The organism is Herpetosiphonaceae bacterium, assembly GCA_036374795.1.
In the GTDB taxonomy this organism is placed as follows: Bacteria; Chloroflexota; Chloroflexia; order Chloroflexales; family Kallotenuaceae; genus LB3-1.
Genome location: DASUTC010000159.1, coordinates 1 through 15178, shown reverse-complemented (window position 1 = coordinate 15178; position 15178 = coordinate 1). Strand labels below are relative to the sequence as shown.

At 65.0% G+C, this 15178-nt stretch carries 11 protein-coding genes; 10 read left to right on the top strand and 1 reads right to left on the bottom strand.

The window, feature by feature from the left end:
• Positions 1–42: 42 nt before the first annotated feature.
• Complete coding sequence (gene recJ / locus VFZ66_11415; GenBank protein HEX6289794.1) at positions 43–1740, bottom strand: single-stranded-DNA-specific exonuclease RecJ; 1698 nt, start codon at positions 1738–1740, stop codon at positions 43–45.
• Between the two features lie 461 nt (positions 1741–2201).
• On the opposite strand from recJ, the gene VFZ66_11410 reads away from it, so the two are divergent.
• The 10 genes from VFZ66_11410 to VFZ66_11365 all read left to right on the top strand — a co-directional run.
• On the top strand, positions 2202–3116 hold the full coding sequence (locus tag VFZ66_11410) for an alpha/beta hydrolase (protein HEX6289793.1): 915 nt from the start codon (positions 2202–2204) through the stop codon (positions 3114–3116).
• 169 nt (positions 3117–3285) lie between these two features.
• A complete protein-coding gene (locus VFZ66_11405) occupies positions 3286–3876 on the top strand; it encodes a dihydrofolate reductase family protein (GenBank protein HEX6289792.1) in 591 nt (196 codons plus the stop codon).
• Between the two features lie 328 nt (positions 3877–4204).
• Positions 4205–6706: a lamin tail domain-containing protein gene (locus VFZ66_11400; GenBank protein HEX6289791.1), complete on the top strand. Its 2502-nt coding sequence runs from the start codon at positions 4205–4207 to the stop codon at positions 6704–6706.
• Between the two features lie 102 nt (positions 6707–6808).
• Complete coding sequence (locus VFZ66_11395) at positions 6809–7735, top strand: cytochrome c biogenesis protein CcdA (protein HEX6289790.1); 927 nt, start codon at positions 6809–6811, stop codon at positions 7733–7735.
• On the top strand, positions 7732–8817 hold the full coding sequence (locus tag VFZ66_11390) for a hypothetical protein (GenBank protein HEX6289789.1): 1086 nt from the start codon (positions 7732–7734) through the stop codon (positions 8815–8817). Before VFZ66_11395 ends, VFZ66_11390 begins: the two co-directional genes overlap by 4 nt.
• Positions 8818–8899: 82 nt before the next feature.
• Complete coding sequence (locus VFZ66_11385) at positions 8900–9613, top strand: superoxide dismutase family protein (GenBank protein HEX6289788.1); 714 nt, start codon at positions 8900–8902, stop codon at positions 9611–9613.
• Between the two features lie 136 nt (positions 9614–9749).
• A complete protein-coding gene (locus VFZ66_11380; GenBank protein ID HEX6289787.1) occupies positions 9750–11204 on the top strand; it encodes a galactokinase family protein in 1455 nt (484 codons plus the stop codon).
• 81 nt (positions 11205–11285) lie between these two features.
• Positions 11286–12404: a glutamate 5-kinase gene (gene proB, locus VFZ66_11375; protein HEX6289786.1), complete on the top strand. Its 1119-nt coding sequence runs from the start codon at positions 11286–11288 to the stop codon at positions 12402–12404.
• Positions 12405–12579: 175 nt separating this feature from the next.
• The gene (locus VFZ66_11370; protein HEX6289785.1) at positions 12580–13845 is read left to right on the top strand and encodes a glutamate-5-semialdehyde dehydrogenase; all 1266 of its coding nucleotides are present in this window, start codon (positions 12580–12582) and stop codon (positions 13843–13845) included.
• A gap of 368 nt (positions 13846–14213) precedes the next feature.
• On the top strand, positions 14214–15178 hold a 965-nt coding region (locus tag VFZ66_11365; GenBank protein HEX6289784.1), incomplete at its 3' end, for a HAMP domain-containing protein.

The window sequence follows — 15178 nt, the reverse complement described above, 5'->3', positions numbered from 1 at the left end:
CGACGCAGGCAGGTACGCCCGCCCGGCGTTCGACCTCCACTGTTAGACGCTCGGCACCAGCTCCTTGACGATCAGTTGCACGCGCCGCCGCCCCATGTACTCGTTGATCGCCAGCGTGTAGGCGACATCGACGCGCGGACAGCTCTTGAATGCATGAACATGCTCGGCGTTGCGCCACCAGAGCGCATCGATCGTCACACGACCGTCGAAGAGCCGCAGCTTGAGATGCTGGCGCTCCTTGCCCATCGCGTAGGCGTCGACCACTTTGACGCCGCGCGTGATCCACAGCGGCTCAGGATTGCCGTGGCCGTACGGCTCCAGCAGCGCCAGCTGCTCGACCAGATCCAGGCTCAGCCGATCGAGCGACAGCTCGGCGTCGTAGTAGAGCCGGGGTGTCAGCAGATCGTCGGGCAGGTCGCGGTCGGCAATCGCTTGCAGCCGAGTTTCCAGATCGGGCAGCCGCGTGTTGCTGATTGTAAAGCCCGCCGCCATGGTATGGCCGCCGAATTTTTCAAACAGCTCTCCGACCTCCGTCAGCGCGCCGATGATCGAAAAGCCCTCCACCGACCGCGCCGAGCCACGGCTGGTCGTCGCGCCGCGCTCCAGCAGCAGCACTGGACGGCCCCAGGTTTCGACCAGCCGCGCGGCTACCAGGCCGACGATGCCCGACGGAAACTCTGTATCGTCGAGGATCACGATCCGCCGCTGGTTCTTACCGCTGGCGACCGCCAGCTCGTGCGCGAGCTGCTGCACTTCCTTGGTCAGCGTCTGGCGCTGCACATTGATCGTGTTCAGCTCCTCGGCCAGCGCCTGGGCCTCTTCGTCCGTGGTTGCAAGCAGCAGATTGTATGCCCGGATCGCGTCGTCCAGCCGACCGGCGGCGTTGAGACGCGGACCTAGGACATAGCCGATCGTGCGCGTATCGATCGGACGCCGCGACGCCGACGCTTCGATCAGCGCCTTGATGCCGGGTCGCTCGCTCTCGTTGATCGCGTGCAGGCCATGCTTGACCAGAATCCGATTCTCGCCGGTCAGCGGTGCCATGTCGGTGACGGTGCCCAGGGCTACCACATCGAGCAGATCGCGGCCTCTGAGGCCGGTGCGCAGCCCTGCCCGGTAGAGCGCCTGCGTGAGCTTGTAGGCCACGCCGACGCCCGCCAGCATATCGTAGGGGTAGCTGCAATCGCTGCGCTTGGGATTGATCACCGCGTAGCCCTGCGGGATCACGGCGGGCGGCGTGTGGTGATCGAGCACGATCACATCGAGGCCCAGCGCCTGCGCGCGCGCGATCTCATCGACGTTCGAGATGCCACAGTCGACGGTGATCAACAGGTGCGCGCGCTCGGCAAGCTGCTCGACCGCCGGGATATTCAGGCCGTAGCCTTCCTCAAGCCGACGTGGAATATAGGGCATCACGTTCAGCCCCAGCGCCGAGAGCGCCTGCTTCAGCAGCGCGACGCCGGTAACGCCGTCGGTGTCGAAATCGCCATAGACCGCCACGGTCTGCTGCTCGTCGATCGCCCGGCGGATACGGGCTACCGCGCGATCCATATCGCGCAGCGCAAACGGGTCGTTGAGCGCGCCGTAGTCGGCGGCAAGAAACGCCTCAACCGCGCTGGGGTCGGTGATCTGACGACTCCAGAGCAACTGCCCGATCAGCGGTGAGATCGAGGCGGGCAGCTCATTCAAAAATGTTGCGGGCGCGGTAGGACGCGGCACCCAGCGAGAGCGTAACGGCATCTTTTCCTCAGAGGCATAGTAGCAGGATCAAAGGCAATGACAGCATCACGCGCTGCGCTCCCGATCAGCGTCGAACGGTGGGAGACAGGTGTCGATGCAGCTTGCCGTGTGATAAACGATTCTTTTACTGCTTTTATCTTACCAAAGGCTTTGAGATTTTCAACGCCCAGAAGCATCCTTGTCTCAAGTATCACACGCTTCCCCGCAGGAGCCTGCGCAACACGCCACAGCGCCGCCCGACGAATCGTGATCGCCACGCCGCGAGATGCATAGCCTGAAGCTATCATACCTTACGTGCCTATAGACATTACTCCAAATGCGGCGTATAGTTAATATACCTCGTTCGATCTGGCATAGATCCATCGTTTCGGGAATCCGCGTTCCGGTCGGCCCAGAGTGGAAGAATCTCTGGGATCTCCACCACACCCCGGCCTGCGGACGCACTAGCAAGCGATACCGTCATGAACGCCAACGAATTTTGTCGTGCACTCACCCCTCGGTATGCTGCCGTGGGTGGTGTTCGTACCCACTACGTCGAGTGCGGTCAAGGCCCAACCGTTGTGCTGATCCACGGCCTCTCAGCGTGCTTCTGGAACTGGTGGCGCAACCTCCCGGCACTGGCCCAACATTTTCGCGTCGTCGCCTTCGACCTCAAAGGCTGCGGCAAGTCCGACAAGGCCAGAGGCGCGTACAACACCGTCGCGTGTACCGAGCAACTGGTCGGCCTGCTCGATCATCTCGGCGTCAGCCGCGCCGCGCTGGTCGGGCACTCGATGGGCGCGCGCATCGCGCTCAACACGACGATCGCCCATCCATCCCGTGTACAATCTCTGATGCTGGTCAGCCCGTCGTGCTATCCGCAGACCGGCGGACGCGCCGTGAGCTTCCTGGTGCTGCCGGGTGTCGGCGAGCTCTACACGCAACTGCTCTTCAGCGGACGGCCCGAATATCTGGTGCGGCGCGCGCTGCGGGCATGTATGCATCCCAACGTAGCGATCACTGAAGAAGACGTGTACTGGAACATGGTATCGGGTCTTGAGCAGAAGCGCCGCCTGGCGCAGAGCTACCTGCGCTATGGGCGACATATGCAGTTCCACAAGCCGTGGAATCTGGCCGAGCGCTACCGCGAGATCGGCGTGCCCACACTGATCGTGAGCGGCGATAGCGACCGGCTGGTGCCGACCGAGCACTGTCACCGGCTTGCCCAGACGATCCCCGGCGCGAAGCTGGAGATCTGGCCTGGCACGGGGCATCTACCGCATACCGAGCAGGCCGAGCGCTTCAATAAGACGGTCAGCGCCTTCCTCCGCGATCATCTGCTGCCGGGCCACCGCAACCAGTGGGCCTGGCTCCAGCGCTTCGTGCTGCGGCGCTAACCGCACGCCGTTTTCCGCATGTTCCTACGACAACCGCGTTATCTGTGTGATTCTGGATCATCAGTTATTGTGCGGCAGCCCGTACCATCATTCCACGATACCTCTGTGACGCTAGCTGTCGCACCTGGGTGCTATAGGTATAGCACAGGCAAATACCCAGGAGGATGGTATGGGCAAGGTCATCACAGGCTTCACGATGTCGCTGGATGGCTTTATCGCCGGGCCGAACGATGACATACGACAGCTCTTTAAGTGGTTCTCCAGCGGCGACACCCCGTTTCCGGTCCCAGGCACGGACATGGTGTTTCAGATCTCAAGCGCCAGCGCCGCATTCATTGGTGAGCTTTGGGGATCGATCGGCGCGATGGTGACAGGGCGGCATGATTTCGATGTGTCCGGCGCGTGGGGCGGCAAGCCTCCGTACGGCTGGCCCTCGTTTATCGTGACCCATACCCCGCCGCAAGCATGGGTCAAAGAAGGCTCGCCGTTCACCTTTATCACGGACGGCGTCTTGAGCGCCATCGAGCAGGCCAGGCGAGTCGCAGGGGATAAGCACGTCGTCGTCGGCGGCACAACGATCGTCCGGCAATGCCTGAAGGTGGGGCTGCTGGACGAGATCCACATTGATCTGGCATCGATGCTGCTCGGCGACGGCAAGCGTCTCTTCGATCACCTTGACACTGAGCCGATCGCGCTTGAGCGCTTGCATGTCGTCGAAGGCACGGATGTTACCCACATCGGCTTTCGCGTTGTCAAGTAGTCGGTCAGGCAGACGACCACAGCCGCTCGGCTCGATTATCCGGTCGGGCGGCTCCCATCTCCACCGTTGCGCGGCTGTGAGTTCCTTTCCTGATCGATGCAGCTCTTGTTCTCCATCAATCGCGGCACTACTCAGTACTCGAACGCACCAAAAGTACTACGTTGAGTGGTACACAACTGTGCTATAGTACTTTAGCCTCCCACAAGTAGTACTTCGTTAGCTTCAACCAATCAATAAGTTCATAGCAGCGCTCTTCATCGTCGCGGGCTGCGCGGGTCACACTCCGCCTGCCGTCGTCGGCGTTGCGTGCTGCCCATAAGGAGCGTCGATGAATCTACGTCGCCTGGTTTCGTGCTGTGCGTTGCTCGCTCATGCCTTACTCTGGATGCCTTCTCACACCCAGGCCCAGCCGTCGTCCGTCGGAGCGACGGCGACCACCTGCGCCGCCAACACATCGCCGGTGCAGCTCGTGCCGCTGATCAGCGAGTTCATGCCGGACCCCAGCAACGGCACTGAGTGGGTCGAGATCTATAATCCGCATGACACGCCGATCGCGATCGGCGGCTGGAAGATCGACGACGTTCCCGGCAACAGTACTAGCCCAAAGGTCATCCCCACAGGCACGACGATCCAGGCGCATGGATTTTATGTCTACAACATTAGCGGATTCATGCTGAATAATGATACCGACGCGGCGCGGCTGCTCGATCACAGCGACGCGCAGATCGCATGCAAGGCGTACAGCTCAAGCGCCAAAGGCTCGGCCTGGAGCCGCATGCCCAACGGCGCGGGGCTGTGGTACAGCGTATCCGCGCCGACGCCCGGCGCAGCGAATGGCGCTCCACCGCAGCCAGCGCTCCTGATCAACGAGTTCGTGCCGCTGCCCGAAGCAGGCACAGCCTGGATCGAGCTGCGTAACCTTGGGCCAACGCCGATCGATCTTGAGGGCTTGATCGTCGACGATGGAGCAGACGACGAGATCCATCTGGTCATCGCCGAGTCGATCGTGCTGGCTCCTGATCCGCAGGCATTCGCGGCCTTCGACCTGCCGCCGGATCTGCTCGATGACAGCGACGCGCTGCGGCTGCTACAGCCGGATCGTGAGGTGCTCGACGATTTCTTGTACGATCAGGCGCAGCCCGATCAGGCGTTTGGACGCTATCCCGACGGCCAGGATTGGCGCGACGATTTGCTGCCTTCGCGCGGCATGCCCAATATGCTCCCCCCAACGCCGACACCAACGCCGACGAATACGCCGACGCCCACTGCGACGCCGACGGATACGCCAACATCCACGGCCACACCCACCCGCACGCCCACACCCACCCGCACGCCCACACCCACCCGCACCCCAACGCCCACCCATACGCCCACGGCAACCCGTACGCCATCCCCGACGCACGAGCCAACCGAGACGCGCGAGCCGACCGAGACGCGCGAGCCCACGGCGACCCGTACGCCATCACCGACTCGCACCTCAACGCCCACGCGCACCCCAACGCCCACGAGAACGGCGGCGAGCGTTCGAGCCACGCCGACGGATGCCGCTGCCGGACCGACGACCACCGATCCGGGCACGACCGCAGCGCCCCACGATGTGCTGATCGCGGAGGTGCTCTACGATCCCGCGCAGGCCAGAGCCGAATCCAGCGGCGAGTGGGTCAGCCTCTACAACGCGACCGATCGCACGATCACGCTCGCGGGATGGGCGCTCCGCGACAGCAAAGAGAGCACCAGGCTGCCGCGCTTCGAGCTACCGGCGCAGGGTCGTGCGCTGATCGCAGCCTCGGATGAGGTACGCCAGCAGGTGCCAAGCTTTGACGGCGCGTGGATTCTACTCGATGGCCGGATCGGCAATGGTCTGGGCAACAGCGGCGACGAGCTGGTACTGCTCGACAGCGCCGGTCAGGTGATCGACGGGCTATCCTGGGGCAGCAACACCAGCATCCTGAATCCGCCGGTCAAGCTTGCGGCGAAGGGGCAGACGTTGAAGCGCCGCCTGCCGCACGACACGGATACCGCCGCCGATTGGCAGCCTGAGCAGGCGGGTGGCAGCACGAGCGGTCCCAGCGTGAGCGATCGGAGTGGGAGCGGCACGGCGCAGCGTGTTACCGCCACCCCCGCGCCAGCCAGCAGCGGCGATACGTCGGCGCAACCGACCGGAACCGCAGCCGGACGACTGATCTTTAGCGAGATCGCGCCTGAGCGTGCCTGGATCGAGCTGTACAACACCCAATCCAGGCCCCAGGCCATCGACGGCTGGAAGGTCGACGACGGCGATCCCGCGACGCCGCCGATCGCGCTCGCGCCCGCCACGACGATCAGCCCGCACGGGTTTTTGGTCGTCGAAAGCGCACAGCTTGGAGCGCTCCAGGGGCAGACCTTGCGGCTGCTGCGGCCAGACGGCAGCCTCGCCGACACGATAGTGTACGACGAGATCGCGGCGGGAACGACCCGCAGCCGCTACCCGGTGCATGGCGGCGGCTGGCAATCGAACACGCCGCCAACGCCGGGCGACTTCAATCGGGCGGCACCAGTGAGCGCTACGCCCACGCTAAGGCCAACGCCGCTTGCGGATGGATCGGCCAAGCGCGCAGGCAACCCTGCAAGCCTCACCGCAGGCCGGGCCGCACAGCGCATCAACTGGAACAGAATACTGCCGCCGCTGCTGGCGCTCAGCTCAGTCGTCATGCTGCTGGTCTGGTCCTGGCGGCGGCGCGTGGCAGATCCTTCGTTGGACGATCCGCCGTCGAACGACGAGCGCGCGCCCGCGCCGGAAGATGCCGTAGCGCCTGAGGCGGCGGATGCCGAGGACGAAGCAACTTCGTAAGCATGCCATACGCCTGATCGGGTACAATACAGGGAAGATCGTTGCGCGCAGCGCTGGTCCAACCATCATCGCTGCGCCGCTGATATATATCGGGAGCATGCTATGCGCGTTGCAGGAGAGCGACGACGACCATCTCAGCGGTTGCTGGTGGCACTGGGCTTTGTCGTGATCGCCGGAGCGATCATTGTGGGGCTGTTGCTGCCAGCCGGAGGCGAGCGGCTCGGCACCGTGGAGAGCGGGCAGAGCGCAATGGGCCTGGTGCTGTCCGCAGCTCTGCCGACCTTTCTGGCGGGCATCTTTTCGTTTCTCTCGCCCTGCACCCTGCCGATCCTACCGGCCTACTTCGCCTTCACCTTCGAGGCCAGACGCCAGCAGATCGCGCTGATGACTCTGGCATTCTTCCTGGGCCTCGCCACGACGATGACGCTCTTCGGCGCGACGGCCTCGCTGCTGGGAAGCGCGCTGACGACCAGCAACGTGCGCCAGACGCTTACCTTCTGGGGCGGTATCCTGATCATCGGGCTGGGCATCGCCAACATGCTCGGCAAAGGCTTTAGCGGCATCCAGATGCAGCAGCGACCGAGCGCGACGTTCGCAGGCACCTATCTGTTCGGCATGACCTTTGCGCTCGGCTGGAGCGCGTGCGTCGGGCCGATCCTGGGCACGCTGCTGACCCTGCTGGTGGCGCAGGGAGCCTCGGTGCTGGCGGGCGCGGTGCTGGCGCAGATCTACGCGCTCGGTCTGGCGCTGCCGCTCTTCGTGGTGGCGACCTTCTTCCGGCAGATGGGCACGAGCAGCCGCGCCTGGAGGCTGCTGCGCGGGCGCGGCTTTTCGGTGCAGGTCTTTGGCTACACGCTGCATCTGCACACCACCAGCATCTTGAGCGGCCTCCTGCTGATCGTGATCGGCTATTTCCTGGCGAGCGGGCAGTTGTACCGCTTCTCGGAGTGGGCCACGGCGACCAGCGCGGGCCAGTGGGCGCTCGACATCGAGACATGGATCAGCCGCGTCTTCGGCGTGGGACAATGAGCGCCACACGATCGATCGCCGCATCAGCCGAACGGTTGCAGGCGTACCTCCAGACCTTTGAGCGACTGGCCCTTCAGCCGCGCGACCAATGGCGCGGCTTTTTCACGCCGCGCAGCGAGTCGATGAACTTCGGGCTGCGCTTTCAACTGGCCTTTCCCTGCTACGCCGTCGCCGCGATCACCCATGCGCTGCCCGCGACTCGTGAGCGCAGCCTGCGGATCATGGCGGCTCTGATCGACCGCATGCTCGATCCGCGTGTGTGGCACTACTGGAGCCGCGCGACCGGCAGCGGCGATCCGGTGGGCTGGGCCAATATCCAGTACAGCGGCCATCTCAGCCATATGATCGGCCTGTACCGGCTGCTCGGCGGCCAGCGCTTCGATCAGCCGTTCCACTTCACCCACAACGGCCAGACCGTCGAGCACACCCACACCACGCTGGCGAGCGCGCTCTACGAGCAGATGCGCCGCAATCGCTATCATGGCGTGGATTGCGAGCCGGGCAACACCTATGTCTCGTGTACAGACCACGCGCTGTGGTCGAATGTGCTGCACGATCGGCTGCACGGCACGAGCTTTGCCGCGATCAACGTGCAGTGGCTCGATTTTCTCGAACGCCGCCTGACCTTTCGCGGGCCGCGCATCGTGGGGCGCGGCGCGGTCAGCGCGATCTACCTGACGAAGCTCAACGTTGCCGCGCCGCTTGGCCTCAACTTCATGGATGCGTGGTCGCTGGCGCTGCTGGCACCGATCGCGCCGGAGTGGACGCGCCGCAACGCCGATCGGCTGTGGGCACGATTACGCTGGTCGCAGCCCGACATGGCCTGTCTGCCCTCGGCCAAGATCTGGACGCGCATGGAGGGCTGCGATACGGCGGTCAACACCGGCTTCGCGTATCTGCTGGCGGTCGAGCTGGACGATCAACGGAGGGCAGCGGCGCTGCTGCGCTACGCCGAGCGGGAGTTGCAGCCATTGGAGCAGCACGGCGCGCGGCTGCTGATCGGCGGTCTGGCCGCGCCATACACCACGGCGCTCTTCGCGGTGGGCGAGGCCGGTGGGCTGGGGCGGGTGCTGAGCGCGTGACGATCGCTTTAGATCCGGCGACTCCCGGCACGTAATCTGCTGGCAGAGCAAAGGTTTCGCTTCGATCAAGAAAGGAATACACATGCGGACACTGGTTGGCTTCCTTCTCATGACAATCCTGGCCGCCGTCAGCAGCGCAAACGTCGCAGCCCAAACCGGAGAGCTACGCGCCAGCGCCGAACTCAAAGACGCCAGCGGTCAAGCCGTCGGTACGATAACGCTGGTGCAGGAGGGCGATACCGTCCATCTGCTGGGCAGCGTCCAGCGCCTACCGCCCGGCACGCACGGGATTCATATTCATGCTGTCGGCGCATGCACGCCTGATTTCAACGCCGCCGGTGGGCACTACAACCCCACGAGCAAGAAGCACGGCCTGGAAAATCCAGAGGGCGCGCACGCAGGTGACATGCCCAACCTTCAGGTCAACGCCGACGGCACCGGCAGTTACGATCACAAGAACTCGATGGTGACGCTGCGTGAGGGTCCCGCCACGCTCTACGATGCCGACGGCAGCTCGATCGTGATCCATGCGGGCGCGGACGACTACAAGACCGATCCCTCTGGCAACAGCGGCGCGCGGATCGCCTGCGCCGTGATCCCGGCAGCTCAGCGCGACACGCCCGCGGCCTCGCCGACCGCGCGCCCACCTCAGCCGACGCCTGCGCCAGGTGGCGGTCGCCCGGCGCAACTGCCAGATACCGGCAGTGAGTGGCCGCTACTGCCGCTGCTGTTGCTGTCTGGTCTTGGGATGATAGGCGGCCTGCTGGTGACGCGCCGAGTGCGCCGCCAGAGCTAAGGTTCAAGCAGAGAGGCGATGCGCGTCTCGGAGCGATCCGGGGCGCGTCGTCGTGCCTGGCGCGTGACAAGCATGTAACACTCCTGCTACACTGAGCGCCGGGGATCCAGAATCACCGCGCACAGGAACGACAATCATGCAGCAGCCGCGCTGGAACTTCGAGCAGCCGCTCACCTACACACCGCCCGCCGTCGATCGCTTTCTGGCGCTGCTCAACAGGCACGCCGACTTCTGGCAGCCCAACACGCCGATCGTGGTCGGGCGCGCTCCCGGCAGGCTCGATCTGATGGGCGGCATCGCTGATTATTCGGGCGCGCTCGTGCTCCAACTGCCGCTGGATGTCGCCGCCCTGGTCGCGGTCCAGCCCGATCCCCAGCCGATGTTGACGATCTTCAGCACGAATGCCCGTGAGCTGGACGCAGAGCCGCTGGCGCTGCTGCCGCTCGATGCGCTGGCGCGCGCCGATCAGCCGTTGAGCTATGCCGCAGCCCACGCGCTGCTCAGCGCCGATCCGCGCCGCAGTTGGGCCGCCTATGTCGCGGGCGTGCTGCTGGTCTTGCAGCGGGAGCGCGGCCTGCGCATCGATTGCGGCCTGCGCGTGCTGATCCACTCGGACGTGCCGCCGGGCAAAGGTGTCAGCTCGTCGGCGGCGCTTGAGGTCGCGGCGATGCAAGCGCTCTGCGGCAGCTTCGATCTACCGCTCAATGGACGCGAGATGGCGATCTTATGTCAAAAGGCGGAGAATCTGGTCGTCGGCGCGCCGTGCGGCGTGATGGATCAGATGACGGCGGCGTGTGGCGAGCAGGATCGCCTGCTGGCGCTGCTGTGCCAGCCCGCCGAGCTTCTGCCCTCGGTCGTGCTGCCGCCGGAGGTCGAGGTCTGGGGCATCGATTCGGGGATTCGTCACACGGTCAGCGGCAGCGATTACGGCTCCGTGCGCGTGGGCGCGTTCATGGGCTATCGCATCATCGCCGATCTCGCCGGGCTGACGGTCGCGCCGCTGGATGATGGGCGCGTGGCGGTCGACGATCGGCGCTGGCACGGCTACCTCGCCAATATCACGCCCTCGGAGTGGGAGACGCTCTACCGCGACCACGTGCCGGAGACGCTCGACGGCGCGGCGTTCCTGGCGCGCTACGGCGGCTCGACCGATCCGGTCACACGGATCGATCCGCAGCGCAGCTACGCCGTGCGCCAGCCCACGGCCCACCCGATCTACGAGCATCAGCGCGTGCGGCTCTTTCGGTCGCTGCTCGAATGCCAGCCCACCACCGAAACGCTGCATCTGCTCGGCGAGCTGATGTACCAGTCGCACGCGAGCTACGGCGCGTGTGGGCTTGGCTCGGAGGGAACGGATCGGCTGGTGGCGCTGGTGCGTGAGGCGGGCGCGGACCACGGGCTGTACGGGGCGAAGATCACCGGGGGCGGCAGCGGCGGCACGGTGGCGGTGCTGGCGCGGCGCGGCGCGATCGAGGCTATTCGGCGCATCGCGGCGCAGTACGAGCGCGAGAGCGGACGGCGAGCGCTCCTTCTGGGCGGGTCGTCGTCCGGCGCGGTGGCGTGCGGGACGGGCCGGGTAGTGCGGGGGTAAAACGTTCTCGAACAACAGGAGCCTTCAAGCTGCCGCCACGTGGTACACTTGCCTGCACAAAAAACTACCCTGGACAACCGTATGACCGAACCCATCCGCTACCGGCGCGTGGTGGTCAAGCTCGGAACGAGCGTGCTGACGGCAGGCACCGATCGCCTGCACCGGCCACGGATGGTCGAGCTGATCCGCCAGATCGCAGCGCTGCGTGACCTGGGCGCAGAGGCAATCCTTGTGACATCAGGAGCCGTGCTCGCAGGCTGGGAGCAGCTTGGCTTTCCGCCGCGCAAGCGCAACCTGCCCGAAAAACAGCTCTTCGCCGCGATCGGCCAGAGCCGCCTGATGAGCCTCTACGCACAGCTTGCCGACATCTACGGCATTCCAGTCGCGCAGACGCTGCTGACGCGCGACGACCTGCGCGACCGCCGCCGCTACCTCAACGCCCGCAACACCTTGCTCGGCTGCCTGACGCGCGGTGTGCTGCCGATCGTCAACGAGAACGACGCCGTCGCCGTGGACGAGATCAAGGTCGGCGATAACGACACGCTCTCGGCGCTGGTCGCCAATCTGGTGGACGCCGACCTGCTGCTGATCTGCACCGACCGCCCTGGCCTGTTCAGCGCCGACCCGCGCGTTGACGCGAACGCGCAGCTCATCCCCGACGTGCCGACGATCGACGAGACGATCTGGGCGCTGGCCGGAGACGCAGGCAGCCATCGCGGGACCGGCGGGATGCGCACCAAAATTCAGGCTGCCGATCTCGCCACGCGCGCCGGAATCGATGTGCTGATCGCGGCGGGTGAAGCGCCTAACGTGATCGTGCAGGCGGCGCAGGGAGCGGCGATCGGCACGCGGCTGCATGCCCGCGCAACCCGGCTTGAGGCGCGCAAGCGCTGGATTCTGGCCGAAACCGCCCGCCAGAGCCGTGTGGTGGTCGACGCGGGCGCCGCGCGGGCGCTGCGCGAGCAAGGCCGCAGCCTGCTTCCGGCGGGCATCGTGCGCATTGAGGGCGCGTTCGATCGCGGCCAGACCGTGCGGATCTTCACCGAGAGCGGCCTTGAGCTGGCGCGCGGCCTGACCCAATATCGCGCCTCCGACCTGGCGCTGATCGGCGGCAAGCGCTCCACGCAGATCGAGGAGATCCTGGGCTACACCTACGGGCCGGAGGCCGTCCACCGCGACGATCTGGTGATGTTGAGCTAGTTTCGAGGTCAAAGGTCAACGTTTCGAGGTCAAAGTTAAGGGATCAGGGGTCAGGGATCTCCGTGTTTCTCTTTTGTTCCTTTGTTCACGATGCACGGAGAGGGAAGAAAAGATGGTGGGGGACGCTCCCACACCCCCGGCCTGACGGCCCTGGTTCTCGCGAAGGGAATTTCTTATGGACACGCCAAACCTACAGATCATCGGGCAGCGGGCCAGAGCTGCCGCGCGGCGGCTGGCGACGCTGCCGACCGCCACCAAAGACCGGGCGCTGCTGGCGATTGCGGCGGAGCTGCGCGCCGACCAGGCGACGATCCTGGCCGCCAACGAGCAGGATGTGGCCGATGCGCGTGCCAGCGGCCTATCGGACGCGCTGATCGACCGGCTGAGGCTGACGCCTGAGCGATTGAGCGCTATCGCCGCCGATGTCGAGCATGTCACCGAGCTTTCCGATCCCGTCGGCGAGCGCTTCGACGAGCGGACGCTGCCGAATGGCCTGCGGATTCATCGGCGGCGCGTCCCGCTGGGCGTCGTGGGCGTGATCTACGAGTCGCGGCCCAACGTCACCGTCGATGTCGCCTCGCTCTGCCTGAAGACCGGCAACGCGGTGATCCTGCGCGGCGGCAAAGAAACCGTTCGCTCGAATGCGGCGCTGGTGACGACGATCCGCCGCGCGCTGGCCGCCACTGGTCTGCCCGACGACGCCGTGCAGGTGATCGCCGATCCCAGCCGCGAGCGAGTGCTGGAGCTGCTGCGGCTCGACCAGTACGTCGACATGATCATTCCACGCGGCGGCGCGGGCCTGCACCGGCTCTGCCGCGAGCACGCCACGATCCCGGTGATCACCGGCGGCATCGGCGTCTGCCATATGTACGTCGACGGCAGCGCGAATATCGAGCGGGCGATTCCGGTGATCCGCAATGCCAAAGTCCAGCGTCCGAGCGTCTGCAATGCGCTGGATACCCTGCTGGTCCAGCGCGAGATCGCGCCGCGTGTGCTGCCGCTGCTCGGCGAAAATCTGGCTGCGGCGGGCGTCGAGCTACACGCCGATGCTGAGGCGCTGCCGCTGCTGGCGACGGCGGGCCAGCGGGCGCTACCGGCGACCGATCAGGACTGGGGCACTGAGTTTCTGGCACTGGTGCTGTCGGTCAAGGTCGTCGCGGGTCTGGACGAGGCATTGGAGCATATCTGGCGCTACAGCACCGGGCACTCCGACGCGATCCTGACCGAAGATCCGGCAGCCGCCGCGCGCTTCGTGGACGAGGTCGACTCGGCGGCGGTGCTAGTCAACGCCTCGACGCGCTTCAACGACGGCGGGCAGCTTGGCCTCGGCGCGGAGGTAGCCGTGAGCACGCAGAAGCTCCACGCGCGTGGCCCGATGGCGCTGCGTGAGCTAACAACCTACAAATGGGTGATCGAGGGCGACGGACATGTCCGAGCGTAGATCGAAGCGCCGAATCCAAGCTGCATTGCTCACCGTCATGATCGGATGTTGGCGATGAATTGGTATAATACAGCGCTGGCTGATATGAGATGATACCGATGCCTGCATCGATCGCACGATGGCAGCAGAGCGGCGGCGATTATGGCACAGCTCCATACATATGCAAAAGCATCATGAGCTGATCCTGACATCGAATGCACCGAGTAACGATAGAGATCCTGTGATTGCCAATGGCGGCCATCACAGCGTGTACGGAGGAGATCGTAGTGCCTACGGAACAACCTACCGCAACAGGTACAGATTCGCTCGACGCCAAACACCTTTTGCGCGTCCTGATGGCTGTCAAAAAAGGCGACTTTTCGGTGCGCATGCCAGATGACCTGACGGGCACTGCTGGTAAAATCGCCGACACGCTCAACGACATCATCGAGCTCAACCAGAAGATGACCAACGAGTTCGAGCGCATTAGCACCGTCGTCGGCAAAGAAGGCAAGATCAGCCAGCGCGCCAGTCTCGGCTCGCCGAGCGGCTCGTGGGCACGCTGCGTCGACGCCGTGAACACGCTGACCACCGATCTGGTCCAGCCGACGACCGAAGTCGCGCGCGTGATCGGCTCGGTCGCGCGTGGCGATCTGAGCCAGAGCGTGCCGCTTGAGATCGACGGGCGACCACTGGACGGCGAGTTCCTGCGTACCGCCAAGATCGTCAACACGATGGTCGACCAGCTCAGCTCGTTCGCCTCGGAAGTCACCCGCGTCGCCCGCGAGGTCGGTACCGAGGGCAAGCTCGGCGGCCAGGCCGATGTCAAGGGCGTCAGCGGCACCTGGAAAGATCTGACCGATAGCGTCAACATGATGGCGGGCAACTTGACCGCCCAGGTGCGTAACATCGCCGACGTGACCACCGCCGTGGCGAATGGCGACCTGAGCAAGAAGATCACCGTGGACGTGCGCGGCGAGATCCTCGAACTCAAGAACACGATCAACACGATGGTCGATCAGCTCAGCTCGTTCGCCTCGGAAGTCACCCGCGTCGCCCGCGAGGTCGGTACCGAGGGCAAGCTCGGCGGCCAGGCCGATGTCAAGGGCGTCAGCGGCACGTGGAAAGACCTGACCGACAACGTCAACTACATGGCGGGCAACTTGACCGCCCAGGTGCGTAACATCGCCGACGTGACCACCGCCGTGGCGAATGGCGACCTGGGCAAGAAGATCACCGTGGACGTGCGCGGCGAGATCCTCGAACTCAAGAACACGATCAACACGATGGTCGATCAGCTCAGCTCGTTCGCCTCGGAAGTCACCCGCGTCGCCCGCGAGGTCGGTACCGAGGG

Excerpts from the sequence above, each read along its gene's own strand:
- VFZ66_11400 (HEX6289791.1), top strand. The coding sequence starts at position 4,205 with ATGAATCTACGTCGCCTGGTTTCGTGCTGTGCGTTGCTCGCTCATGCC.
- VFZ66_11395 (HEX6289790.1), top strand. The coding sequence starts at position 6,809 with ATGCGCGTTGCAGGAGAGCGACGACGACCATCTCAGCGGTTGCTGGTG.
- VFZ66_11390 (HEX6289789.1), top strand. The coding sequence starts at position 7,732 with ATGAGCGCCACACGATCGATCGCCGCATCAGCCGAACGGTTGCAGGCG.
- VFZ66_11405 (HEX6289792.1), top strand. The coding sequence starts at position 3,286 with ATGGGCAAGGTCATCACAGGCTTCACGATGTCGCTGGATGGCTTTATC.
- recJ (HEX6289794.1), bottom strand. The coding sequence starts at position 1,740 with ATGCCGTTACGCTCTCGCTGGGTGCCGCGTCCTACCGCGCCCGCAACA.
- proB (HEX6289786.1), top strand. The coding sequence starts at position 11,286 with ATGACCGAACCCATCCGCTACCGGCGCGTGGTGGTCAAGCTCGGAACG.
- VFZ66_11385 (HEX6289788.1), top strand. The coding sequence starts at position 8,900 with ATGCGGACACTGGTTGGCTTCCTTCTCATGACAATCCTGGCCGCCGTC.
- VFZ66_11370 (HEX6289785.1), top strand. The coding sequence starts at position 12,580 with ATGGACACGCCAAACCTACAGATCATCGGGCAGCGGGCCAGAGCTGCC.
- VFZ66_11380 (HEX6289787.1), top strand. The coding sequence starts at position 9,750 with ATGCAGCAGCCGCGCTGGAACTTCGAGCAGCCGCTCACCTACACACCG.
- VFZ66_11410 (HEX6289793.1), top strand. The coding sequence starts at position 2,202 with ATGAACGCCAACGAATTTTGTCGTGCACTCACCCCTCGGTATGCTGCC.